The 22489-nt window shown below is 74.6% G+C and carries 23 protein-coding genes; 8 read left to right on the top strand and 15 right to left on the bottom strand.

The window, feature by feature from the left end; all coding sequences use genetic code 11:
- Window positions 1–58 precede the first annotated feature (58 nt).
- Entirely contained in the window at window positions 59–418 is a 360-nt protein-coding gene (locus KPL59_RS02950) for a TraR/DksA C4-type zinc finger protein (RefSeq protein ID WP_226352321.1), read from the bottom strand.
- Window positions 419–681: 263 nt separating this feature from the next.
- On the opposite strand from KPL59_RS02950, the gene KPL59_RS02945 reads away from it, so the two are divergent.
- Window positions 682–1479, top strand: a complete 798-nt coding sequence (locus KPL59_RS02945) for an SDR family oxidoreductase (protein WP_226352341.1) — start codon at window positions 682–684, stop codon at window positions 1477–1479.
- A gap of 46 nt (window positions 1480–1525) precedes the next feature.
- Here KPL59_RS02945 and KPL59_RS02940 read toward each other — a convergent pair whose 3' ends face one another.
- Both KPL59_RS02940 and KPL59_RS02935 read right to left on the bottom strand, forming a co-directional pair.
- A complete protein-coding gene (locus tag KPL59_RS02940) occupies window positions 1526–2344 on the bottom strand; it encodes a sigma-70 family RNA polymerase sigma factor (protein ID WP_226359850.1) in 819 nt (272 codons plus the stop codon).
- A 229-nt stretch (window positions 2345–2573) separates the two neighbouring features.
- The gene (locus KPL59_RS02935) at window positions 2574–2756 is read right to left on the bottom strand and encodes a DUF1508 domain-containing protein (protein WP_020622520.1); all 183 of its coding nucleotides are present in this window, start codon (window positions 2754–2756) and stop codon (window positions 2574–2576) included.
- A gap of 199 nt (window positions 2757–2955) precedes the next feature.
- On the opposite strand from KPL59_RS02935, the gene KPL59_RS02930 reads away from it, so the two are divergent.
- Window positions 2956–4086, top strand: a complete 1131-nt coding sequence (locus tag KPL59_RS02930) for an SDR family oxidoreductase (RefSeq protein ID WP_226352319.1) — start codon at window positions 2956–2958, stop codon at window positions 4084–4086.
- A gap of 280 nt (window positions 4087–4366) precedes the next feature.
- Window positions 4367–5560: a TerC family protein gene (locus tag KPL59_RS02925; RefSeq protein ID WP_226359849.1), complete on the top strand. Its 1194-nt coding sequence runs from the start codon at window positions 4367–4369 to the stop codon at window positions 5558–5560.
- Here KPL59_RS02925 and KPL59_RS02920 read toward each other — a convergent pair.
- A complete protein-coding gene (locus KPL59_RS02920) occupies window positions 5524–6696 on the bottom strand; it encodes a magnesium transporter (protein WP_226359848.1) in 1173 nt (390 codons plus the stop codon). The genes KPL59_RS02925 and KPL59_RS02920 overlap by 37 nt on opposite strands.
- 141 nt (window positions 6697–6837) lie before the next feature.
- Between KPL59_RS02920 and KPL59_RS02915 the strand changes: the two genes are divergently transcribed.
- Complete coding sequence (locus KPL59_RS02915) at window positions 6838–7236, top strand: DUF3040 domain-containing protein (protein ID WP_158071510.1); 399 nt, start codon at window positions 6838–6840, stop codon at window positions 7234–7236.
- A gap of 100 nt (window positions 7237–7336) precedes the next feature.
- Here the strand turns inward: KPL59_RS02915 and KPL59_RS02910 are convergent, their stop codons facing one another.
- From KPL59_RS02910 to KPL59_RS02870, 10 genes are all read right to left on the bottom strand, one after another.
- The gene (locus KPL59_RS02910) at window positions 7337–8680 is read right to left on the bottom strand and encodes an NtaA/DmoA family FMN-dependent monooxygenase (protein ID WP_075307440.1); all 1344 of its coding nucleotides are present in this window, start codon (window positions 8678–8680) and stop codon (window positions 7337–7339) included.
- Between the two features lie 22 nt (window positions 8681–8702).
- Window positions 8703–9365 carry a methionine ABC transporter permease gene (locus KPL59_RS02905; protein WP_075333627.1) on the bottom strand — a complete coding sequence of 221 codons (663 nt, stop codon included), beginning with the start codon at window positions 9363–9365 and terminating at the stop codon, window positions 8703–8705.
- On the bottom strand, window positions 9362–10429 hold the full coding sequence (locus tag KPL59_RS02900) for a methionine ABC transporter ATP-binding protein (protein ID WP_226359847.1): 1068 nt from the start codon (window positions 10427–10429) through the stop codon (window positions 9362–9364). The genes KPL59_RS02905 and KPL59_RS02900 overlap by 4 nt, the downstream gene beginning before the upstream one ends.
- Window positions 10429–11325, bottom strand: a complete 897-nt coding sequence (locus KPL59_RS02895) for a MetQ/NlpA family ABC transporter substrate-binding protein (RefSeq protein WP_226359846.1) — start codon at window positions 11323–11325, stop codon at window positions 10429–10431. Before KPL59_RS02895 ends, KPL59_RS02900 begins: the two co-directional genes overlap by 1 nt.
- 337 nt (window positions 11326–11662) lie before the next feature.
- Window positions 11663–12766, bottom strand: a complete 1104-nt coding sequence (locus KPL59_RS02890) for an LLM class flavin-dependent oxidoreductase (protein WP_226359845.1) — start codon at window positions 12764–12766, stop codon at window positions 11663–11665.
- Window positions 12763–13890, bottom strand: coding sequence for an ABC transporter substrate-binding protein (locus tag KPL59_RS02885; protein ID WP_226352314.1), 1128 nt, complete (start codon window positions 13888–13890; stop codon window positions 12763–12765). The genes KPL59_RS02890 and KPL59_RS02885 overlap by 4 nt, the downstream gene beginning before the upstream one ends.
- Window positions 13880–14593, bottom strand: coding sequence for an ABC transporter ATP-binding protein (locus KPL59_RS02880; RefSeq protein WP_075307428.1), 714 nt, complete (start codon window positions 14591–14593; stop codon window positions 13880–13882). Before KPL59_RS02880 ends, KPL59_RS02885 begins: the two co-directional genes overlap by 11 nt.
- On the bottom strand, window positions 14590–15345 hold the full coding sequence (locus KPL59_RS02875; protein ID WP_226352339.1) for an ABC transporter permease subunit: 756 nt from the start codon (window positions 15343–15345) through the stop codon (window positions 14590–14592). Before KPL59_RS02875 ends, KPL59_RS02880 begins: the two co-directional genes overlap by 4 nt.
- Window positions 15346–15556: 211 nt before the next feature.
- Window positions 15557–15670 carry a putative leader peptide gene (locus KPL59_RS37395; RefSeq protein ID WP_020621591.1) on the bottom strand — a complete coding sequence of 38 codons (114 nt, stop codon included), beginning with the start codon at window positions 15668–15670 and terminating at the stop codon, window positions 15557–15559.
- A gap of 112 nt (window positions 15671–15782) precedes the next feature.
- A complete protein-coding gene (locus tag KPL59_RS02870; protein WP_226359844.1) occupies window positions 15783–16880 on the bottom strand; it encodes an LLM class flavin-dependent oxidoreductase in 1098 nt (365 codons plus the stop codon).
- A gap of 381 nt (window positions 16881–17261) precedes the next feature.
- Between KPL59_RS02870 and KPL59_RS02865 the strand changes: the two genes are divergently transcribed.
- On the top strand, window positions 17262–18362 hold the full coding sequence (locus tag KPL59_RS02865) for an LLM class flavin-dependent oxidoreductase (protein ID WP_075307424.1): 1101 nt from the start codon (window positions 17262–17264) through the stop codon (window positions 18360–18362).
- A gap of 110 nt (window positions 18363–18472) precedes the next feature.
- On the opposite strand, the gene KPL59_RS02860 is transcribed toward KPL59_RS02865, so the two are convergent.
- Window positions 18473–18958 (bottom strand): OsmC family protein, encoded by a 486-nt coding sequence (locus KPL59_RS02860; protein ID WP_226352312.1) that lies wholly within the window; start codon window positions 18956–18958, stop codon window positions 18473–18475.
- Window positions 18959–19655: 697 nt separating this feature from the next.
- Here KPL59_RS02860 and KPL59_RS02855 point away from each other — a divergent pair.
- From KPL59_RS02855 to KPL59_RS02845, 3 genes are read left to right on the top strand one after another with little or no spacing between them, the layout of a single operon-like run.
- Window positions 19656–20507 carry an ABC transporter permease gene (locus KPL59_RS02855; protein ID WP_226359843.1) on the top strand — a complete coding sequence of 284 codons (852 nt, stop codon included), beginning with the start codon at window positions 19656–19658 and terminating at the stop codon, window positions 20505–20507.
- Window positions 20504–21544, top strand: coding sequence for a glycine betaine ABC transporter substrate-binding protein (locus KPL59_RS02850; RefSeq protein ID WP_226352310.1), 1041 nt, complete (start codon window positions 20504–20506; stop codon window positions 21542–21544). Before KPL59_RS02855 ends, KPL59_RS02850 begins: the two co-directional genes overlap by 4 nt.
- The gene (locus tag KPL59_RS02845) at window positions 21525–22403 is read left to right on the top strand and encodes an ABC transporter ATP-binding protein (protein WP_226359842.1); all 879 of its coding nucleotides are present in this window, start codon (window positions 21525–21527) and stop codon (window positions 22401–22403) included. Before KPL59_RS02850 ends, KPL59_RS02845 begins: the two co-directional genes overlap by 20 nt.
- Window positions 22404–22489 lie beyond the last annotated feature (86 nt).

Below are 22489 nucleotides of genomic sequence, written 5' to 3'. Positions count from 1 at the left end.
ACGACGGACGGGGCCGTCCTCCCAGGTGAGAGGGCGGCCCCGTCGGCGTCGGTCCGGGTCAGCCCTCGACCGGGCCGGGCATCTGCGCGTCGTCCTCGGGGTGCTCGCGACAGCGGTCGGTGTCGGGGCGCACCTCGAGCCGCTCGTCGTCGATCCGTCCGCCGCACACGTCGCAGCGGCCGTACTCGCCCTTGTCGAGGCGGGTCAACGCCGCGCGCACCCGCTGCGTGCGGGCGCGGCGGGTGTTCTCGTCCAGGTCGTGGGCCATCGTCTCGTAGGCCCGAGCGCCCTCGTCGCCGAAGTCGAGACCGTCGCCGACGCGGTCCTGGCCCGGGGCCGGCCGCTCGGTCGCGGCCGTACCGCCCTCCAGCCGGTCCAGCTCCTCGGTCAGCAGGGACCGTGCCCGCTGCGCGTCCATCGGGGTCTCCTCTCCTCGTCGTGCGACCGTGCCGGCCGCACGGGGACCGGACTACCCCGCCCGCCGTCCGGCACACGCGCACCGTTTCGCTGCCGGAACCACGGGTAGCCGCGGACCGGTCGTCGGGCGCGGCCGTCGATCCCCTCGGTCGTGCCCGTCGGTCTCCCGCCCGCCGTCGCACCGACGCGGGACGACCGTGAGGAGCCCCCGTGCCCGACAGCCCGCCCGCTCAGCAACAGACCCCACCCGGTGACACCGCGGCGATGACCCCCGAGCCCCGCGACGAGATGCGCGGCTACCGGGGCCGTGACCTGCTCGCCGGCACCGTCGCACTGGTCACCGGCGGCGACTCCGGCATCGGGCGCGCCGTCTGCGTCGCCTTCGCCAAGGAGGGCGCGGACGTCGCCCTGGCCTATCTCGACGAGGACGCCGACGCCGAGCACACCGCGCGGCTCGTTCGCGACGAGGGCCGCCGCTGCCTGACCCTGCCCGGTGACCTCGGCGACGCCGGGCACTGCGCCGAGGTCGTGCGCCGCACCGTCGACGAGCTCGGCCGCCTGGACACCGTGGTCAACAACATCGCCACCCAGGAACCCGTCGACGATCTCACCGACATCGACGACGACGCCTGGCTGCGCACCTTCGAGGTGAACATCCACAGCTACTTCCGCGTGACCAAGGCGGCCCTCGCGCACCTGCCCGACGGCGGCGCGATCGTCAACACCGGGTCGATCAACGGGTTGCGCGGCAACAAGAGCCTCATCGACTACTCCGCCACCAAGGGCGCGGTGCAGTCCCTGACGTACTCGCTCGCCCAGTCGCTGACCCCGCGCGGCATCCGGGTCAACTGCGTCGCCCCCGGCCCGGTGTGGACCCCGCTGATCCCGGCGACCATGCCGGAGGAGAAGGTCGAGGGCTTCGGGGAGCAGACCCCGATGGGGCGGCCCGCGTCCCCGGACGAGATCGCCCCGTCCTTCGTGTTTTTCGCCGCGCCGCGGCTGTCCTCGTACTACACCGGGGAGGTGCTCGCCCCGGTCGGTGGCGAGACCCTGCCCGGCTGACACCGGGAGGTCGCGGGGCGGCCGCCGCCGGGGAGGCCCGCACGGGTCAGTCGCCGGTGAGCCGCTCGCGCAGCCGCGACAGCGTGCGGGACAGCAGCCGGGACACGTGCATCTGGGAGATGCCCAGGTCGGCGGCGATCTGGGACTGGGTCCGGTCGCCGTAGAAGCGCAGCACCAGGATGCGGCGCTCGCGCTCGGGCAGCTCGGCCAGCGCCGCGCGCATGCCCGGGCCGTGGGCCGCCAGGTCCAGCGCCGGGTCCTCTCCGCCCAACCGCTCGACGAGCGGCAGGGTCTGACCGGGGCCGTTGCCGTCGCCGACGGGGGCGTCGAGGGACCTGGCGTGGTGCGACTCCAGCGCGCCGAGCGCATCGACGACCTCGTCGACCGACACGCCGGCCTCCTCGGCGATCTCCGACGGCCGCGGCGGGCGCCCGAGGCGCTGGCCCATCTCGTCGGCGATCCGGCCGACCGCGACGGCCAGCTCCTTGAGGTCGCGCGGCACCCGCACCGACCACGAGTGGTCGCGCAGGTGACGCTTCATCTCGCCGCGGATGCTCGGCACCAGGTAGCCCAGCGGGCCCCCGGTCGCCGACCCCGGGTCGTACCGGTCGACCGCCTTGACCAGGCCGAGCATGCCGGCCTGCTCGATGTCCTCGGCGCCCCGGCCGGGAGCGGCGAAGCGCCGGGACAGGTTGCGCACCAGGGGACGGAACTCGGTGATGACGTGGTCGCGCAACGCCGCCCGGCCGGGTGCACCGTCCGGGGTGGCCGCCAGCTGGTGCAGGTCGGGGATGAGGTCGTCGTAGCCGTGGCGGCCGTCGCGGGTGCGCTCCGCGGGCCGGGTGGGAAGTGTGGGACTGTGCATGGTCCCTCGCAATCGCCGATGGCAGTGCGGGGTCCGCTGCGTGTTGAACGGATCTCGGATCGGCTCCCTCGGGCACGGTACGTATCGGAGCCGGACGATCACCGTAACCCCGGGCCGCGGCCCCCACAACCCGTCGGAGCCGCTGCCGGGCAACGCCGTGACCGCACCCCTCGTCGGGCGCGGCGCGTCCGACGAGGGGTGCGCTCGTCTCCGGGGAGTCGGTGGTCGGTCAGGCGTCGACCTCGGCGACGGTGGCGCCCTCCGCGGCGCGCTGCACCGCCTCGCAGCCCTTGTGCGCCGCCGCCTTCGTCTCGTAGGCCTCGCCGACCGCGACGACCTGTCCGTTGCTCGCCTTGAGCCGGAACCGGAACTTTCCGCCCCGGTCCTCGTACACCTCGAACTTGCCTGCCACAGGGACCTCCTCGTCTCGACCGGTACCCGCGGTTGCTGCGGATGGGGGCGCACGTTAGTCCAGATGGCGTTGCGATGTGGAACGACGCGGTGGGCCCGGGGTCACCGGTCCCGGTGGTCCCGGAAGGGTCTCAGCGGGCTCTCAGCGGGCCGTGACCTTCTCAGGGGCACCACAGCGTCCGGGTCCTAGCGTCCCGGACATGCCGACTGCACTGGTGACCGGAGCGAGCCGAGGGCTCGGCGCCGTCTACGCCCGCGAGCTCGCCGAGCGCGGGTACTCCGTCGTCCTCGTGGCGCGCGACGCCGCCCGCCTCGCCGAGGTCGCCGAGTCCGTCGGCCGGGCCACCGGCGCGATCGTGGAGACGCTGCCCGCCGACCTCACCGACCCGGCGGGGCTGGCCGCCGTCGAGCGCCGGATCACCGACCGGGACCTGCCGATCGACGTGCTGGTCAACAACGCGGGCGTCGAGACCGACGCGGTGTTCGCCGAGGCGCCGGTCGAGGTGCTCACCGGCGAGATCGACCTCAACGTGACGGCCCTGATGCGCCTCACCCGCGCGGCGGTCCCGGCGATGACCGCCCGCGGCCACGGAGGGGTCCTCAACATCGCGAGCGTCGCTGGGTACCTGCCCTCGGGGGGCAACGCCTACGGCGCGTCGAAGTCCTGGGTGCTGGCGTTCAGCGACACCGTCGCGGCGTCGCTGCACGGCACCGGGGTGACCGTGACCGCAGTCGCCGCGGGCCGGATCCGGACCGACGACGACCCGCAGGGCCCGCTGTGGCTCGACTCCCGCGACGTCGTGCGCCGTTCGCTCGACGACCTGGCCCGCGGCCGCACGCTGTCCGCGCCGGGCTGGGTGTACCGGGCGCTGGTCGGCTACCTGGAGGCGCCGCGCACCGCGCTGCGGCTGGCCGCACGGGTCGCGGGCCGGGGCCGGGAGCGCTGCGAGCGGCTGGAGCGGGGGAGCGGGCACACCCGGCCGTCGCCGGTCCCGACGCCGTTCCGCGACGAGCCCGCTCCGTCCCGGCCGCTGCCCGCCGTGGCGGTGGGCCCGGCGACGCCGGTGCCGCCGGTCCTGCCCGAGGAGCCGGTGCGGCCCGCGCACGTCGCCGCCGCGACCGTCCCGGCGCCGCGGGTGTCGGGCACCGGGCCGCTGCCCGTCGTGACCCGTCCGGCCGTGGCAGGGTCCGGGGCCCTCCCGGGTCGCCCGACCGCCGCGCGGGCGGCCACCTCCGCGACGGCCCGCGCCGCCGTCCGCAGGCTGCCCGCCGCCCCCCGTCCGGTGCAGCCGGCCCGCGAGGTCGCGACCGTCCGGCTCGCCGCGGGCTGAGAGCCCCGGGCCGGCTCCGGGGCCGGTTCCGGGCCGTCGGCGGGGACCGCGCGTTCGACGGCGGAAACGGACAGATGTGACGAGGCTCGCGTACCCCCCGTTGTCGGAACCCAGAGCCATGCCCTAGCGTTTGCCCGGTCGAAGGGGAGTACTCCCGAACACGGCGTCGCCGTCAATACGGAACCAGGACGAGCTGGTCCCGGTGGCGCCGGTCCATCGCGGTCACCGCGGCGGGCGGAGGAGACCTTCAGCGCCCCTATCTGCGCTGGAGGATCCCGCAATGAATGTTCCCCTCTGGGTGTGGCTGGCGACGGTCGCCGTCGTCATCGGCATGCTCGTGTTCGACTTCGTCGGGCACGCCCGTGACCCGCACGAGCCCACGCTGCGCGAGTCGGCGATCTGGTCGGCCGGCTACATCGCGATCGCCCTGCTGTTCGGCGTCGGTGTCGGTGTCTTCTCGGGCTGGCAGTACGGCGGCGAGTACATGGCCGGCTGGCTGACCGAGAAGGCCCTCTCGGTCGACAACCTGTTCGTCTTCCTGCTGATCATGACCAGCTTCGCGGTGCCGAAGGTGCACCAGCAGAAGGTGCTGCTGATCGGCATCGCGATAGCGATCGTCATGCGCGGTGCGTTCATCGCGGTCGGTGCGGTGATCATCGAGCAGTTCGTCGCGGTGTTCTACCTGTTCGCGATCATCCTGTTCTGGCTCGCCTGGTCCCAGATCCGCGAGGCGCTGTCCTCCGACGACCACGAGCAGGCCGACGCCGGTGACTCGAGGCTCATCCGCCTGGTCCGCAGGGTGCTGCCCACCTCCACCGAGTACGACGGCGCGAAGCTCGTCACCCGCATCGACGGCAAGCGGCTCCTCACCCCGATGGCGCTGGTCATGGTCGCGATCGGGCTGACCGACCTGCTGTTCGCGTTCGACTCGATCCCGGCGATCTTCGGCCTCACCCAGGAGCCGTTCCTGGTGTTCACCGCGAACGCCTTCGCCCTGCTCGGCCTGCGCCAGCTGTACTTCCTGATCGGCGGCCTGCTGGAGCGCCTGATCTACCTGGCGCACGGCCTCTCGGTGATCCTCGCGTTCATCGGCGTCAAGCTCACCCTGCACGCGCTGCACGAGAACAACGTGCCGTTCATCAACGGCGGGCAGCCGGTGCCGGTGCCCGAGGTGCCGATCTGGCTGTCGCTGCTGGTCATCACCGGGACGATCGCCGTCGCCGCCGTCGCGAGCCTGGTGGTCTCGCGCCGCCGCGCCGCCGCGGCCGGTGACGCCCCCTCCGGTGCTGCCGGCACCGGCTCCGAGGGCACCGGCTCCGACGACGGCGGGGCCGCCGGTCACGGCGACGCCACCGGCCACGGCGACGCCACCGGCCACGGCGACGCCACCGGCCACGGCGACGACACCGGGCACGGCGACGACACCGTGCGCGCGGGTCAGAGCCCCAGCACCAGCCGGGCGACCGAGAAGTAGATCAGCAGCCCGGTCGCGTCGACGAGGGTCGTGACCAGGGGAGCGGACACCACCGCCGGGTCGATTCCGACCCGGCGGGCCAGCAGCGGCATCGTCGCGCCGACCGTCGCCGCCCAGCCGCAGATCGCCACCAGGGTCACCGCCACCACGACGGCGACCTGGACCCCGACCAGCAGCGACGCGACGAGCAGGCCGAGCGCGCCGAGCAGGGTGCCCAGCAGCAGCCCGACCCGTAGCTCCCGCCAGACGACGGCGGGCAGGTCGGCCAGCCGCACCTCCCCGACGGCGATCGCCCGGACCGCCGCCGACGCGGACTGGGCACCGGCGTTGCCGCCGGTGCCCACGAGCAGCGGGATGAACAGGGCCAGTGCGGTGACCTGCTCCAGGGCGTCCTCGAAGATCTGGAGCACGTTGACCGTGAGCACCGCGGCGAGCAGCAGCACCGCCAGCCACACCGCGCGGGTGCGCGCCAGCTTCGTGACCCGCACGTACATGTAGTGGCCCGACCACGGCGTCGCACCGGACTGGCGGGCGGTGTCCTCGGTGTCGGCCCGCTCCAGGATCTCGACGGCGTCGTCCGGGCGGGCCAGCACCAGGTCGCGCAGCGAGACGGTGCCGATCACCCGGCGCCCGGCGTCGGTGACGGTGAGGGTGTAGACGGTCTCGGCCCGGGCGCCCTTGCGCCGCACGACGGCCAGCGCCTCGGTCACGCTGCTGTGCAGCGGTACGGCGACGGTCTCCGGGGTCATCACCCGCCCGACCGAGCCGTCGGGGTAGCCCAGCAGCGCCGCGGTCGTCTCCCGCTCCGAGGCCGAGAGCCCGGCGAGCATCCGGGTCGCGACCTTCGCGGGGGCCTCGCCGAGCATCCGTGCGCGGTCGTCGGGATCCATGTCCTCGACCAGGGCGGTCACCGCGTCGTCGCGCAGCCCGGCCAGCAGCTCCTGCTGGTCGACCGGGTCGAGCTCCTCGAACACGTCGAGCGCGCGGTCCTTGTCGAGCAGCCGGAACACCCATCCCGCGTCGACCGGTTCCATCCGGGCCAGCGCGTCGGCGATCTCGTGGGCGGGCCGTCCGTCGAGCCGGTCGAGGACTCCGGCGGGGTCGTGGCGTTCGACGAGATCGGTCCAGCGTTCCATGCGGCCGATCCTGCCGCCGGGGCCTGCCGCGTGCAGCGGCGGGAGTATGTCCGTTTCGGTAGGATCGGTGACATCTTCAGCACATCCCGGATGGCTGTGGCCGGGAGCGGGAACCCGGTCGGTGGCACCGAGGAGGTCACGATGTCCGTCACACCCCCGCCCCTGCCGCCGTCGTCGCCCGGCGGTGGGACCGGCGATCCCGATCCGCACCCGTCCGCGCGGCCCCTGGACCGCGACGAGGAGCTCCGCCTCTCCGCCCTCGAGCAGGAGCTGCGCCGTTCCGACCCGCGGCTCGACACCGAGCTGACCGCACCGCACCGGCCATCGCGCGCCGCGGGCGGCCGTGCCGACCGGATCCTGCAGGCCGTCGCGATCACCGTGATCGTGCTGGTCCTCGTGCCGGGCGACTGGATCGCCGGGCTGCTGTCGTTCGGGCTGCTGCTCGGCATCCCGGTGGTGATGGCCTGGATCGCCGTCCGCGCGCACCGGGAGAACGTCGCCCGGGAGCAGGCCGAGGGCCGCGACGACGAGCGCCCCTGAGCGCCGGGCCCGCCGCGGCCCGATCGGATCCGGCGGCGCCGTCGACCAGCGTCGACCGCGGGAGCCACCGTCGAGCACGACGCTACCGTCAGCGGCACCGTCAGCCCGCGGTCGGAGCCGCCGTCGCCGCCTCGGTCGGGTCGGTCGTCGAGCGGACGGCCGGGAGCCCGAGGTGCTCGCGCAGCGTCGTCCCCGTGTAGTCGGTGCGGAACGACCCGCGCTCCTGCAGCAGCGGCACGACCGTGTCGGCGAACTCGTCGAGCCCGCCCGGGGTGACGTGCGGGACGAGCACGTAGCCGTCCGCGGCGTCGGACTGCACGGCGTCGTCGATCGCGTCGGCGACCGTCCGGGGGCTCCCGACGAAGGTGTGCCGCCCGGTCACCTCGATCACCGTCTCCCGCAGCGAGAGGCCCTTTTCCGCGGCGAGGGCGCGCCACTGGTCGGCGACGGCCTTCGGGTCCCGGTACTGGCGCACGCTGGCGCGGCCCTTCGACACCAGCTCGCCCTCGACCGGGTCGAACTCGGGCAGCGGGCCGTCCGGGTCGCGGTCGGACAGGTCGGTGTTCCAGAGCTGCTCGGCGAACACGATCGCGGTCTGCGGGCTGACCTGCTGGGAGCGGATCACCTCGGCGCGCTCGGCGGCCTCGGCGTCGGTGTCACCCAGCACGTACGTCGCGGCGGGCAGGATCTTCAGGTCGTCCCAGGCCCGGCCGTAGCGGGCGAGGCGGCCCTTCACGTCGGCGAGGAACGCCCGTCCGGCCTCGGGCTCCGCGTGCCGGGAGAAGATCGCGTCGGCCGACGCGGCGGCGAACTCGCGCCCCTCCTCGGAGTCCCCGGCCTGCAGGATCACCGGGCGGCCCTGCGGGCTGCGCGGCAGCGAGAACCGGCCGTGCACGTCGAACTGGTCGGAGGTGTACGCGAACTCGCCGCGGTCGCCCGCGCCGGTGCGCGAGTCCCAGATCGCGGCGGTCGCGGCCAGCTGCTCCTTCGCCCGGGAGTAGCGCTTCTCCTTCGGCAGGAAGCCGCCGCGGCGGAAGTTCTCACCGGTGAACGCGTCCCACGAGGTCACCACGTTCCAGGCGGCCCGGCCGCCGGACAGGTGGTCCAGCGACGCGAACTGGCGGGCGACGTCGTAGGGCTCGGTGAAGGTGGAGTTGATCGTGCCGGCGAGGCCGAGCCGGTCGGTGACCGCCGCCAGGGCGTTCAGGATCGTGAAGGTGTCCGGGCGGCCCATCACGTCGAGGTCGTAGATCTCGCCGCGGTGCTCGCGCAGGCGCAGGCCCTCGGCGAGGAACAGGAAGTCGAACCTCGCCCGCTCGGCCGTCCGCGCGAAGTGCGCGAACGACTCGAACTCGATGTGGCTGCCGGACGCCGGGTCGCTCCAGACCGTGGTGTTGTTGACGCCCGGGAAGTGGGCGGCGAGGTGGATCTGCTTGCGTGGCATGCGTGTCCTCCCGACGTGGCTCCTACCGGTGCAACACCCTCCGGGCCAGGGTGTTCCCGAGCAGCTGCGCGCACTGCACGACGACCACGATGATCGCCACCGTCAGCAGCGTCACCGGCCAGTCGAACTGCTGGTAGCCGTAGGTGATGGCGAAGTCGCCCAGCCCGCCGCCGCCGACGTAGCCGGCCATCGCCGACATGTCGACGACCGCGACGAACACGAACGTGTAGCCGAGCACCAGCGGTGCCAGCGCCTCGGGTACGAGCACGCTCCACACGATCCGGAACCGGCTCGCGCCCATCGCCCGCGCCGCCTCGACGACGGCCGGGTCCACCGACACCAGGTTCTGCTCGACGATGCGGCCGATGAAGAACGTCGCCATCGCGACCATGGGGAACAGCACCGAGCGGGTGCCGATCGTCGTGCCCATCACGAGCAGGGTCAGCGGGCCCACGGCGGTGATGAAGATGATGAACGGGATCGGCCGCACGATGTTGACCAGCACGTTCAGCACGCCGAACACGGCGCGGTGCGCGTACAGGCCGCCGGGACGGGTGGTGTGCAGGGCGACGCCGAGCAGCAGCCCGAGCAGCCCGGCCAACAGCATCGTCCAGAACACCATGTAGGCGGTCTGGAGCACCGACAGCCACAGCACCGGGCTCAGGGTCTCCCAGTCGGCCTTCATGCGGACTCCTCGTCCTGGGTGGTGACGGCGTCCGGGGTGACCCGGGTGATGCGCGAGAGCTCGTCGACGCAGGCGTCGACGGCGTCGTCGTCGCCGGTCAGGGCCAGGGTGAGGCTGCCGACGGGGCGACCGGACAGCTCGCGGATGCCGCCGTGCACCACGGTCGCGCGGACCCCGTGCGCGGCCGGGACCCGCGCGATCGCGTCCTGGGCGTCGGCGGCGGCCGAGCCGGGCCCGCCGACGCCGACGGTCACCAGCCGGCCGGGGTGCCGGTCGCGCAGCCGGGCGAGCGTCTCCGGCGACGGCACGTCCTGCAGGACGCCGTGCACGAAGCGGCGCGTCGCCGGGTGCGACGGCGCGGCGAACACGTCGTACACCTCGCCGTCCTCGATGACCTTGCCCTGCTCCATGACCACGACCCGGTCGCACACGTCGGCGACGACCTCCATCTCGTGGGTGATCACGACGACCGTGGTGCCCAGCTCGCGGTTGACCCGGCGCAGCAGGGCCAGCACCTCCCGGGTCGTCTCCGGGTCCAGCGCGCTGGTCGCCTCGTCGGCGAGCAGGATCGACGGCGACGTGGCGAGCGCCCTGGCGATGCCGACCCGCTGCTTCTGCCCGCCGGACAGCCGGGCCGGGTAGCGCCCGGCCAGCTCGGCGAGCCCGACGAACTCCAGCAGCTCCGCGACGCGGGCCCGACGCTCCTCCCGCGAGCGGCCGGCGACGGCGAGCGGGTAGCCGACGTTGCCGGCGACCGTGCGCGAGTTCATCAGCGCGAACTGCTGGAAGATCATCCCGACCTCGCCGCGCAGCTCGCGCAGCCCCCGCTCGGACAGCTCGGAGGTGACCCGCCCGCGCACCGTGACGGTGCCCGCCGTCGGCAGCTCCAGTGCGTTGATCATCCGGACGAGCGTGGACTTTCCCGCCCCCGACCAGCCGATCACGCCGGTGATCCCGCCCTCGGCGATGTCGAGGTCCACGTCGTCGACGGCGGTGACCCCCGGGCCGCGGCGGGCCGGGAACGTGCGGGTCGCGCCCGAGAACGAGATCACCGGCTCCGCCATCAGCGTGCCCGCAGCTGCTGCTCGATGCCGGCCAGGGTCTGGCGCAGGTCCTCCGCGGAGTTGTCGCGGAACACACCGCCGTCGCCGAGGTCGCGGCGGGCGGCGGCGAGGACCTCCGGGTCGTGGTAGATCCGGACCAGCGTCGCGTACACCGGGTCGTCGGCCTGGTCGGCCCGGGCGACGAACAGGTTGATGTAGGGCTTGGCCTTCTCCGAGTCCGGGTCCTCCTGGTAGAGGACCTGGTCCTGGGTCAGGTCGGCCGACTGCGCGTAGTTGTTGTTGACGATCGCGGCGTCGGCGCTCGCCAGGTTCGCCGCGGTCTGGGCCGCGTCGACCGGGGTGACGGTGACCTTCGAGGCGGCGCGGTCGATGTCGGCCGGGGTGGAGGTGGTGGTGCCCCCGTCGGTCAGCCTGAGCAGCCCGGCGGACTGCAGGACGGTCAGCGCCCGGGCCTGGTTCACCGCGTCGTTCGGGATGACGACCTGCCCGCCCTGCGGGATCTGCGCCAGGTCGGTGTGCTTCGTGGAGTACAGCGGCAGCGGGTACACCGCGGTCGCGCCGACCGGCACCAGCGTGTCGTTGTTCTGGACGTTGTAGTTCGCCAGGTACTGCAGGTGCTGGAACTGGTTGAGGTCCAGCTGGCCCTGGGCCAGAGCCGGGTTCGGCTGGTTGTAGTCGGTGAAGTTGGTCAGCTCGACGGTGATGCCCTGGGCGGCGGCCTTGTCGGTGAAGACCTTCCAGTAGTGCTCGGCGCCGTCGGAGACGCCGATCCGGACGGTCCGCGACCCGCTCTCACCACCACCGGACGAGGACTCGCCGGGGGCGGAGCAGCCGGCCGCCAGCACGGCGAGCACGGCGACGGGGACCAGCAGGGACAGTGCGCGTGGCAGGCGCATCGGACTTCCTCTCGGCTCCGGCCCCGGGACGGGTCGCGTCCGGGTGCCGGTGCGGCGGTGCAGCGGGGGGATGTGCCGGGCACCGGGTACGGCGCCCCGCGAAGGTGACGCCGGGCGGGAGCAGGTGCTCCGGGGGCGTGACCGGGGAGACCGGGCCACCGGACCGGGTCCCGCCGGGTGGGCGCGACCGGCCGCGGCGGGGCGGTCGGCACGATCGGAGAACCTACATCGGACGAACCACCCGGACCGCACCGCCGCGACGAAGCTCACGGTGGCCGGGCGTGGCGTCCGGAACCCGGCCGAACGGAGCCGACCGGAGCCGACCGGGGCCGGTCGCTCAGCGGGGCGGCTCGGCGAGCAGGCCCCGCCGGCGCAGCTCGGGCAGTACACCCTCGCCGACCCGGTAGGCCTCCTCCAGGTGCGGATAGCCCGACAGCACGAACTCGTCGATCCCCAGCTCGTGGTACTCGGCGATCCGGTCGGCCACCTCGCTGTGCGACCCGACCAGCGCGGTCCCCGCACCGCCCCGGACCAGGCCCACCCCGGCCCAGAGGTTCGGCGCGATCGTCAGCGCGTCGGCCGAGCCGCCGTGCAGCGCGAGCATCCGTTGCTGTCCGACCGACTGGCTGGCCCGCAGGGTCGCCTGGGCGCGCTCGATCTCGGCCGGGTCGAGCGCGTCGAGTAGCCGGGCTGCCTCGGCCCACGCCTCGTCGGCGGTGTCGCGGGTGATCACGTGCAGCCGGATGCCGAAGCGGGGGCTGCGGCCCAGGTCGTCGGCGAGCTTGCGGACCCGCCCGATCTTCTCGGCGACGGCAGCGGGTGGCTCGCCCCAGGTCAGGTAGACGTCGGCGTGCCGGGCGGCGACCGGCAGCGCGGCGTCGGAGGAGCCTCCGAAGTAGACCGGGGGCAGCGGGTCCGGCGGGGAGAGGGTGGTGGCGCCGTCGACGTCGTAGTGGGCGCCGGTGAAGTCGAACGGCTCGGGTGACCAGGCGCCGCGCAGCACGGTGAGGAACTCGTCGGTGCGGGCGTAGCGCTCGTCGTGGGAGGCGTGGTCGCCGAAGCGGCGCTGCTCGATGGCATCCCCGCCGGTGACGATGTTGAGCATCAGCCTGCCGCCGGAGACGCGCTGGTAGGTGGCGGCCATCTGGGCGGCGAGCGTCGGGGAGAGCACACCGGGCCGGAACGCGACGAGGTAGCGCAGCGTGCGGGTCTCGCGCAGCAGCGCCGCGGTGGTCAGCCAGGCGTCCTCGCAGAAGGTTCCGGTCGGGGTGAGGACGCCGTGGAAGCCCTGGGCCTCGGCGGCCCTGGCGATCTGGGCGAGGTAGTCGATGCTCGCCTCGCGGGCCGTCGAGCCGGCCTCGCCGCGGTCGGCGTGCCGGCGGGCGACGATGGTGCGGCCGTCGCCGGAGGTGGGCAGGAACCAGTGCGGGACGATGCTCATGGTGCTCCCGTCCGTCGGTCGGTGGGGGTGCCCGGGATGCCGTCCCGGGCCGCGGCCAGCGTGGTGGCCTCGAAGCGGCGGTCGACGAACGCGCCGACGTCCGCCCGGCCGGGGATCACCCCGGCCTCGGAGAACGCGTCGGCCAGCGCCTGCTGGGAGGCGACGACGGTGTCGTCGAGCGGGACCGGCAGGTCCGGGCCGCGTGCGACGGCCCGCCGGGTGATCGGCAGCGGGATGGTCGTCTCCTCGCTCCACACCCGGGCCCGCTGCTCGCGGTGGGAGTCGGAGTAGACCTGGGCGGCCGCGACCCGGGCGAGGTAGTCGGCCAGCGCGGCGCTGCGGGCCGGGTCGGCGAGGGTGGCGTTGGACGCGACCTGGAAGCCGTAGCCGTTCGCGTTGCCGGTGCCGTCGGCGACGATCCGGGCGCCGGCGTCGAGCTCGGCCTGGGAGGTGTAGGGGTCCCAGACGGCCCAGGCGTCGACGTCGCCCTGGCGGAACGCGCCGTAGGCGTCGGCGGGGGCGAGGAAGGTCAGGTCGACGTCGTCGAGGGTCATCCCGGCGGCCCGCAGCGTGGACAACACCTGCCCGTGCGCCGACGTGCCCTTCCCGACGGCGATCCGCGCCCCGCGCAGGTCGGCGACGGTGCGGATCGGCGAGTCGCGGCGCACGAGGATCGCGTCGCTGGTGACGTTGCCGCGGTTGGCCGACACGACCTGCACCCGGGCGCGCGCCGCGGCGGCGAAGATCGTCGGTGTGTTGCCGGTGCCGCCGACGTCGATCGCGCCGGCCCGGGCCGCCTCGATCAGCGGGGGGCCGGCGGTGAAGGTGCGCCACTCGATCCGGTAGGGCAGGTCGTCGAGGAGATCGGCGGCCCGCAGCAGTGACCGGGAGCCGCCCTTCTGGTCCCCGACGACGAGGGTCACCCCGGCCAGCGCGGCCGGGTCGACCGGCGGCTGCACCGGGGGCCGGGACACCGGGACCGAGGAGCACCCGGCGAGCACCAGCGCCGCGACCGCGACGGCCAGGACGGTGACCCGCCGGCGCACCCGCGCGGCGGTCGTCGCACCCGCCGCACGGGTCGCGACGACCGCATCCGGGGTGCGACGGGGACGCTCACGCGGCATCGGCGGCGACCCCCAGCTCGTCGAGCACGGTGCGGCGCAGCGCGGCGAGCCGCTCGGGGTCGCGCGGGCGGTCGCCGGGGCGGTGCTCGTCGCCGATGCGGCCGTCGGTCAGCACCAGCACCCGGTCGGCGAGCAGCAGCGCCTCGTCGACGTCGTGGGTCACGAGCAGCACGCCGGGGCGGTGCCGGTGCCACAGGTCGAGGACGAGCCGGTGCATGGTGATGCGGGTCAGCGCGTCCAGCGCGCCGAACGGCTCGTCGAGCAGCAGCAGGTCCGGCTCGCGGACCAGGGCCCGGGCCAGCGACGCCCGCTGGGCCTCGCCGCCGGACAGGGTCAGCGGCCAGGCGTCGGCCCGTGCGGTCAGCCCGACCTCGGCGAGCGCGGCGTCGGCGACCCCGGCGGGGGTGTCGCCGCCCAGGTCGCGGTGCAGGCCGAGCGCGACGTTGTCGCGGACCGTGCGCCACGGCAGCAGCCGCGGCTCCTGGAAGGCCACCGCGACCGAGCCGGGCACCTCGACGGTGCCCGACACCCCGGCGTCGGAGGCGTCGTCGAGGCCGGCGAGCAGCCGCAGCAGCGTCGACTTGCCCGAGCCGGACCGGCCGAGCAGGGCGACGAACTCGCCGTCGCCGATGGTGAGGTCCAGCCGGTCGAGGACCCGGCGGCCGTCGAACTCGCGGACCAGGTCGTGCACGCGGGCGCTCATCGGTCGGCCCCCGCCGGTCCGGCCGGGCGCCAGGCCAGGACACGGCGCTCCAGCCGGCGCACCAGGGCGTCGGTGCCCAGGCCGAGCAGCGCGTACACCGCCAGGCCCACGACGATCACGTCGGTGCGCAGGAACTCGCGGGCGTTCATGATCATGTAGCCGAGTCCGGCGTCGGCCGACGTCGTCTCCGCGACGATGATCGACAGCCAGGCGATCCCCAGTGCCAGGCGCAGGCCGGTGAGCGTGGAGGGCATCGCGCCGGGCAGCACCACGTGGCGCAGCTGCTCGGCGCGGGTGAACCCGGACACCGACGTCGCCTCGATCAGCTTCGGGTCCACCCCGCGGACCCCGGAGTGCACGTTGAGGTACATCGGGAACAGCACGCCGAGCGCGACGAGCAGCACCTTCGGCAGCTCTCCGATGCCGAACCACAGGATGAACAGCGGCACCAGGCCGAGGTGCGGCAGCGTGCGCAGCATCTGCACCGGCGGGTCCACGAGCAGCCCGCCCCAGCGCGAGAGCCCCGAGACCACGCCGAGCCCGACCCCGACGACCAGGCCGAGGACCAGCCCGGTCGTGACCCGGGCGAGCGAGACCAGCAGCCCCTCGGGCAGCTCCCCGCTGCGGGTGAGGTCGACGGCGGCGGTCACCACCCGCAGGGGCGAGGCGAGCTCGTCCTCGGCGAGCAGCCCGGTCGACGACGCGAGCTGCCACGCGAGGATCAGGGCGACCGGGGAGATCCAGCGGCGCAGGTCGGGGCGGCGCCGGGTCCGGCGGGCGACGGGTGCGACGACGGGTGACGACGGCGTGGCGGGTGGTGCACCGGCGTCGGCCGGTGCGGGGGTCCAGGTCGTGGACACGATGGCTCCCGGGATTCACGGTGATGACAGGGGTGGGCAGGGGTGGGCGCACGACGGGGCGGCCCCGCGGCACGGGCGGCACGGCGCGGCGGGATCGCCGCGGTCAGCGACAGGTGCAGCCGGCGAGGCGGAGCAGGTCCACGTGGCGACGACGGGTGAGGTCCCGGCCCGGACCGACGGCGACCGTGCGTGACGGGGTGCGCCGGCCGGTGTTCATGCCACCAGGTGACCACGGCGTCCGGACCTTCACAAAACGGTGTCCGGACCGCGGGACGGGTGACAGGAGGTGTGCGGACCGCCGGCTCCCGTGCGTCCCGCTGGGTGGGATCTCAGGCTCGGGTGGCCCATTCCCGCGCCAGCAGCTCCTGCGAGGCGACCCGGTCGGTGTGCCGGTGGGTGATGGTGGTCAGGAGCAGCTCGTCGGCGCCGGTGACGGCGCGCAGCCGCTCCAGACCGTCGGCGACGGCGGCCGGTCCGCCGACGAGGCGGGTCCCGACCCGGTCGGTCACCAGCGCCGGGTCGGCCGGGAGTGCCTCGGCGTCCTCGGGGCGGGGGTAGGGGATGGCGCCCACCCCAGTGCGGATGCTGTGCACCCACGGGGCGAAGCCCGCCGCGATCCGGGCGGCGTGCGCGTCGTCGGTGCCCACGACGACGTCCGCGGACACCATCACGTGCGGTCGGTCCAGCCGGTCCGACGGCCGGAACGCCTCCCGGTAGGCGGCCACGGCGTCGAGCACCGTCGCCGGGCTGACGTGGTAGTTCGCCGCGAACGGCAGCCCACGGCGCCCGGCGAGCACGGCGCTCTCCCCGCCGCTGGAGCCGAGCACCCAGGTCTGCAGGCCGGCCCCCTCGCCGGGGACGGCCCGGACCTGCACCCCGCCCGGGGCCCAGGTGCCGGCGATCAGCCCCTCGACGGCGTCGAGGAACTGCTCGTACGGCGGCGCCTGCGCCCCCGGCTGGCGCAGAGCGACCGTCGTGGCGCGGAACCGGGGCGAGGTCGCGAGCGCGGCGAGCGACACCGGGGCGGGGATCAGCACGCCGTCGACGACGCGGTCGCCGCGTCCGTCCGGTTCGCGGGCCGGCGGGCGCGGCCCGCCGGAGCGGCCGAGTCCGAGGTCGATCCGGCCGGGGTGCAGCCCGTCGAGGGTCCCGAAGTCCTCCACCACCGACAGGGGGGTCCGGTGGCCGGTCTGCACCGCCCCCGAACCGACCCGGATCGTGGTGGTCGCGGCGGCGACGGCGCCCATCAGGACGGCGGGCGATGCCCCCGCGACGCCCGGGTTGAGGTGGTGCTCGGCGAGCCAGAACCGGGCGTAGCCGGCCCGTTCGGCGGAGCGGGCCAGGCCGAGGGTGTCGCGCAGGGCGTCGGCGACGGTCGAACCGGCCGGCACCGGGGAGAGGTCGAGTACGGACAGCGGTACGGGCACGGCGGCAGCCCTCCGGACGTGCCCGGGGCGGTCGCGACGACCGGGCCGGGCGAGGGGTGTGCGCCCCCGGCGAGCCCGACGCGGGACGTGGGCGGGCCGGGGCGCGGGCTCGGGCGGTGCGCTCCGGGCGGTTACGGCCCGGAGCGACGCCGTCGCCCGCCGATCCTCACCCCGCGCGCGACGGGGGCGCAACCCCGGTGCTGCTTGCTACCGTCGACGTCGTGTCGGCCGCCCCGCCGCGCCGCCCGCCCGCGGGACCGCGCGACGGCCCGGTCCGGCCGGGACGCCCCCGGCGCACCCGCGCTCCGCCGGCGCCCGGCCCCACCCGGCACGTCCGGTGACGACGCGTGCGGCGCGGCCGCGCGTGAGGCGGTGCTTCCCATGAGGTTCCAGGTTCTCGACATCGTTCCGCACGCCCCGCACCCGGTGACCGGCGAGATCGTCGACACCCACGAGCGGCTGCGTCGGGTGGTGGACACCGCGGTGCTCGCCGAGCGGCTGGGGTTCGACTCCTACGCCGTCGGCGAGCGGCACGCCGGAGAGTTCGTCTCGTCCGCGCCCACCGTGCTGCTGGGAGCGATCGCCCAGGCCACGTCCCGGATCCTGCTCTCCACCGGGGTGACGGTGCTGTCGCTGCTCGACCCGGTCCGTGTGGCCGAGGACTACGCGACGGTCGACCAGCTCTCCGGCGGCCGGCTGGAGATCGTGATCGGGAAGGGCAACGAGGACCGGCACTTCCCGATGTTCGGGCTCGAGCTCGGCCGCCAGTACGAGTACCTCACCGAGAACTACGAGCTGCTGCGCCGCCTGCTGCGTGAGGACGGGGTGGACTGGAAGGGCACCCACCACGCCGACCTGGCGGGCGTGACGACCTTCCCACGACCGTTCGCCGGCCCGTTCCGGATCTGGCACGGCTCGGCGACCTCGACCGTCGCCGTCGACCTCGCCGCCCGCTGGGGCGACCCGATCTTCTCGGCGAACGCGCTGCAGCCGCGGGAGAACTACCGCGTCCTCATCGACCGCTACCGGGAGAAGCTCGTCGAGCACGGCCACGACCCGGCGCTGGGCTACGTCGGCTCCGGCTCGGGCGGGCTGTTCCTCGCCGACACCGACGCCGAGGCGATCGCGGAGTACCGCCCGGTCTACGAGGGGTTCGCCGCGAAGATGCGGGCCGCGCACGCCGGGGACGACCGTCCGGGCAAGGCCACCTCGTTCGCGACCGTCGAGGAGGCGGTGGCGCACGGCCCCGCGCTGGTCGGGAGCCCGGAGCGGGTCGCGGCGAAGATCCTCGACTACCACGGGGCCTACGGCCACGACGTCCAGTCGGTGTCGGTCAACCCGGTGCTGCCCTACGCACGCCAGCACGAGGTGCTGACCCGGTTCGCGACCGAGGTGGTGCCGCTGGTGCGTCGCGAGGTGTCGACGACGCTGTGGGGCCCCGACGACGCCGGCCGTGCGGCCGGGTTCACCGCCGCCGCCTGACCCCGGCCCCTCCCACCGGCCGCTGCCCGGCGCGACGGGCGGGCCGGTCGCACTGGTCCAGCGCGACCGGTCCGCCCGTGCGGTGCGGGGAGCGGGACGGCGGTGCCGGGTCAGTCGGCGTCGGGCAGCGCCACCGGGGTCCAGTCGTTGGCGAACTCCAGGCCGCTGCGCTCGAACAGCTGGGTGACCGGGCACCGCCGCGCGGTCTCCGACACCAGCCGCTCGAACTGCTCGGGCGTCGCGTCGGTCTCGACGGTGGCCCGGACCTGCACCCGGTCGAAGTTGGCGTTGCCCTCGGCGCCACCGACGAGCACCGCGGTGTCGAGGTCACCGTGCACCTCGAAGGTCCAGTGGCCCAGGCGGATCCCCAGGTCCTTCGCGACCAGGCTCGCCGTCACCTGGTTGCACGAGGTCAGGGAGCCGAGTGCGTAGAACAGCGGGCTGGGCGCGGAGTCGGCGCCGCCGAAGGCCGGGTAGGCGTCGGCGGTGAAGACGTGCCCGGCGTCGCCCTCGGGGCGCAGGGTCTGGAAGACCCCGGTGCCCTCGGAGTGCACGACGAACGGAACGACGGTCTGCTTCGGACGGACTGCGGTCATGGGTGTCCTCCCGGACGAGGTCGGTGCGGCGGGAACGGGCGTGCGCAGCGGGCCGGCACCGCCGCCGGGCGGGGTGCGGTGGGCTGCGGGCCGAGGGGGTGACCGGGTCAGCGACAGAGTGCGGACCGGGTACGACCCAGGTCCACGTGCAGGCGCGCGACGAGACGCGCGGTTCCGGTCACGGGAGCGATCGTGTCCGATCCGCTCCACGGGCGGCAAGCCACGCCCGCCCCCCCGTCCGGTCGGTGGACGAACGGCGGTCGCGGTCCGGACAACGTGGGTCTCCGTCCCGCCGGTCGGGAGACCGGGACGGTCCGTCCGGTGTTACGGGGCCGGTGCGTGGTGTTCCTGACAGCGGGTCCGTCCTTGTCCGCGGCACAGCCGTCCGGTATCTGTTCTACGGTGCCGCGGGGGACGACGGCAGGACGCGCGACGCCCGGCCACCGTCCCCGGTGCACGGTCGGCTGCCGCTGACCGTGCACGCCCCGTCCGGCCCGCCGGCCCCTGCTCCCGCGGGCCCCGGTGGAGGGCGAGCTGCACCCGAACCGTGACCGGCGAGCCCTCAGACGACGGAGCCCTCGTCCGCACCCGTGCCGACGGCCGCGCCTGCGGCCGCCCCCCGGCACGTCGTCCGCGCGCGGACGACCCGGCCCACCCCGGCGCCGGTCCGCGCCCCGTGCCCGCCGAGAGGTCCACCGTGTCCGCGTCCACCGACACCCCGTCCGGGGCGGCTCGTGCCGCACCCCCGTCCCCGCGCCGCCTGGCGTTCGACCCCCGTACCGCGCTGCTCCCGGTCCTGTCGGTGCTGGTGTTCCTCGCCGTCTGGCAGGCCGCCGCGGCGAGCGGGGTCTGGAACGAGACGTTCGTGCCGTACCCGTCGACGGTGTGGCGCGCGTTCGTGGAGGTGTCGACCACCCACGACGGCACCCGCGGCTACGGCGGCTACCTGCTGTGGGAGCACCTTTACATGACCCTGCGCCGGGTCCTGGCCGGTGTCGTCCTCGGTGTGGTCGTCGGTGTGCTGGTCGGTCTGCTCATGGGCACCGTCGGCTGGGTCCGCCGGGTCCTGGAGCCGTGGCTGACGTTCCTGCGGGCACTGCCGCCGCTGGCGTACTTCTTCCTGCTGGTCATCTGGCTGGGCATCGACGAGGCGCCGAAGATCACCCTGCTCGCGCTCGCCGCCTTCCCACCGGCGGCCGTCGCCACCACGGCGGCCGTCGCCGCCGCCCCGGTCGGGTTGGTCGAGGCGGCCCGCGCGCTCGGCGCGACCCGCGGCCAGGTGGTGCGGGACGTCATCGTCCCGTCGGCGCTGCCGGAGACCTTCACCGGCATCCGGCTGGCCGTCGGGATCGCCTACTCCTCGGTCGTCGCGGCCGAGCTGTTCAACGGCATCCCCGGCATCGGCGGGATGGTCAAGGACGCCAGCAACTACAACAACACCCCGGTCGTGCTCGTCGGCATCTTCGCGATCGGCATCTCCGGCCTGGTGATCGACGCGCTGCTGCGCGCCGTCGAGCGCCGCACCGTTCCGTGGAGGGGACGAGCATGACCACCCGCACCCGACTGACCGCACTGCTCGTGGGCCTGCTGGCCGTCGGCGTCCTCGCCGGCTGCGCCGTCGGCCCTGCCGGGCAGGACTCCGGCAAGCCGACCATCCGCATCGCCTACCAGAGCTTCCCCAGCGGCGACCTGGTCGCCAAGCACAACCGCTGGCTGGAGGACGCCCTGCCCGACTGGAACGTGCAGTGGACCAAGTTCGACTCCGGCGCGGACATCAACACCGCGTTCGTCGCCGGTGAGCTGGACTTCGGTGCGATCGGGTCCAGCCCGGTCGCCCGCGGGCTCTCCGCGCCGCTGAACATCCCGTACCAGGTCGCGTTCGTGCTCGACGTCGCCGGCGACAACGAGGCGCTCGTCGCCCGCAACGCCACCGGGATCACCGACGTCGCGGGGTTGCGCGGCAAGCGGGTCGCCACCGCGTTCGCGTCCACCTCGCACTACAGCCTGCTCGCCGCCCTGGACCGCGCCGGTCTGAAGCCCACCGACGTGCAGCTGATCGACCTGCAGCCGCAGGCCGCGCTGGCTGCCTGGGAGCGCGGCGACGTCGACGCCGTCTACACCTGGCTGCCGACCCTCGACGAGCTCCGCAAGACCGGGAAGACCCTGGTCACCAGCCGCGAGCTGGCCACGGCCGGCAAGCCGACCCTCGACCTGGGGGTGGTCTCCACCCCGTTCGCCGAGCAGCACCCCGAGGTCGTCGACACCTGGCGCAAGGTCGAGGCCCGCGCCCTGGAGACCGTGCGCAACGACCCGCAGGCCGCCGCGCAGGCCGTCGCCGCCGAGATCGGCACGACCCCCGAGAACGCCGCGTCCCAGCTGAAGCAGGGCGTGTTCCTGTCCCCGCAGGAGCTGGCCTCCGCCGAGTGGCTCGGCACCGACGGCGCCCCGGGCAACCTCGCCCAGAACCTGCAGAGCGCCGCCCAGTTCCTCGCCGCGCAGAAGCAGATCCCCACGGCGCCGGACCTCGCGACCTTCCAGAAGGCGATCTACACGAAGGGTCTCCCGGATGTCCTCGCCGCAGGCTGACACCGACGCTGACACCGACGCCGACACCGACGCCGACGCCGACACCGACACCGATACGGACCCCGACACCGGGGCCGTGGCGGGGGAGGGAGTGCCGGCGATCGCCGCGTCCGGGCTCGGGCACTCCTACCCGGGCCGCCGGGACCGGGTCCACGCGCTCGGACCGCTCGACCTGACCGTCGAGCGCGGCGAGTTCCTGGTGCTGGTCGGGGCCTCGGGCTGCGGCAAGTCGACTCTGCTCCGGCTGGTCGCCGGGTTCGAGCGGCCCACCGACGGGACGCTGACCGTCGCCGGCCGGGCACCCGAGCCGGGTGTCGGCGCCGGCGTGGTGTTCCAGCAGCCGCGGCTGTTCCCGTGGCGCAGCGTCGGCGGCAACGTCGACCTCGCCCTGAAGTACGCGGGGGTGAACCCGTCCGACCGTCCCGTGGCCCGCGAGGGGCTGCTGGAGCGGGTCGGGCTCACCGGTGTCGCGGACCGGCGGATCTGGGAGATCTCCGGCGGCCAGCAGCAGCGGGTCGCGATCGCCAGGGCGCTGGCCGCCGACCGGGACCTGCTGCTGCTCGACGAGCCCTTCGGTGCGCTCGACGCGCTCACCCGCGAACGCCTGCAGGACGACGTGCGCCGGGTCAGCCACGAGACCGGCCGGACCAGCGTGTTCGTCACCCACTCCGCCGATGAGGCGGTGTTCCTCGGCTCCCGGGTCGTGGTGCTCACCGCCCGCCCCGGACGGATCGCGCTGGACCTGCGGATCGACCTGCCGCGCTCCGGTGTGGACGCCGAGGCGCTGCGCGGCTCGCCGGAGTTCGCCGAGCTGCGGGCCCGGGTCGGGGCGGCGGTGAAGGAGGCCGCCGCGACCTGAGCACCCGCTCCGCGGCGCGGGCGGGTCGTCCGCCGATCCGCCCGCACCGACGGGGTGCGCCACTGCGCCCGGGCACCGTGCCGTCC

It is taken from the genome of Pseudonocardia sp. ICBG1142 (assembly GCF_020496255.1).
Taxonomy (GTDB): Bacteria; Actinomycetota; Actinomycetes; order Mycobacteriales; family Pseudonocardiaceae; genus Pseudonocardia.
The sequence above is the reverse complement of the archived record's forward strand: the minus strand, read 5'-3'. Positions and strand labels throughout refer to the sequence as shown.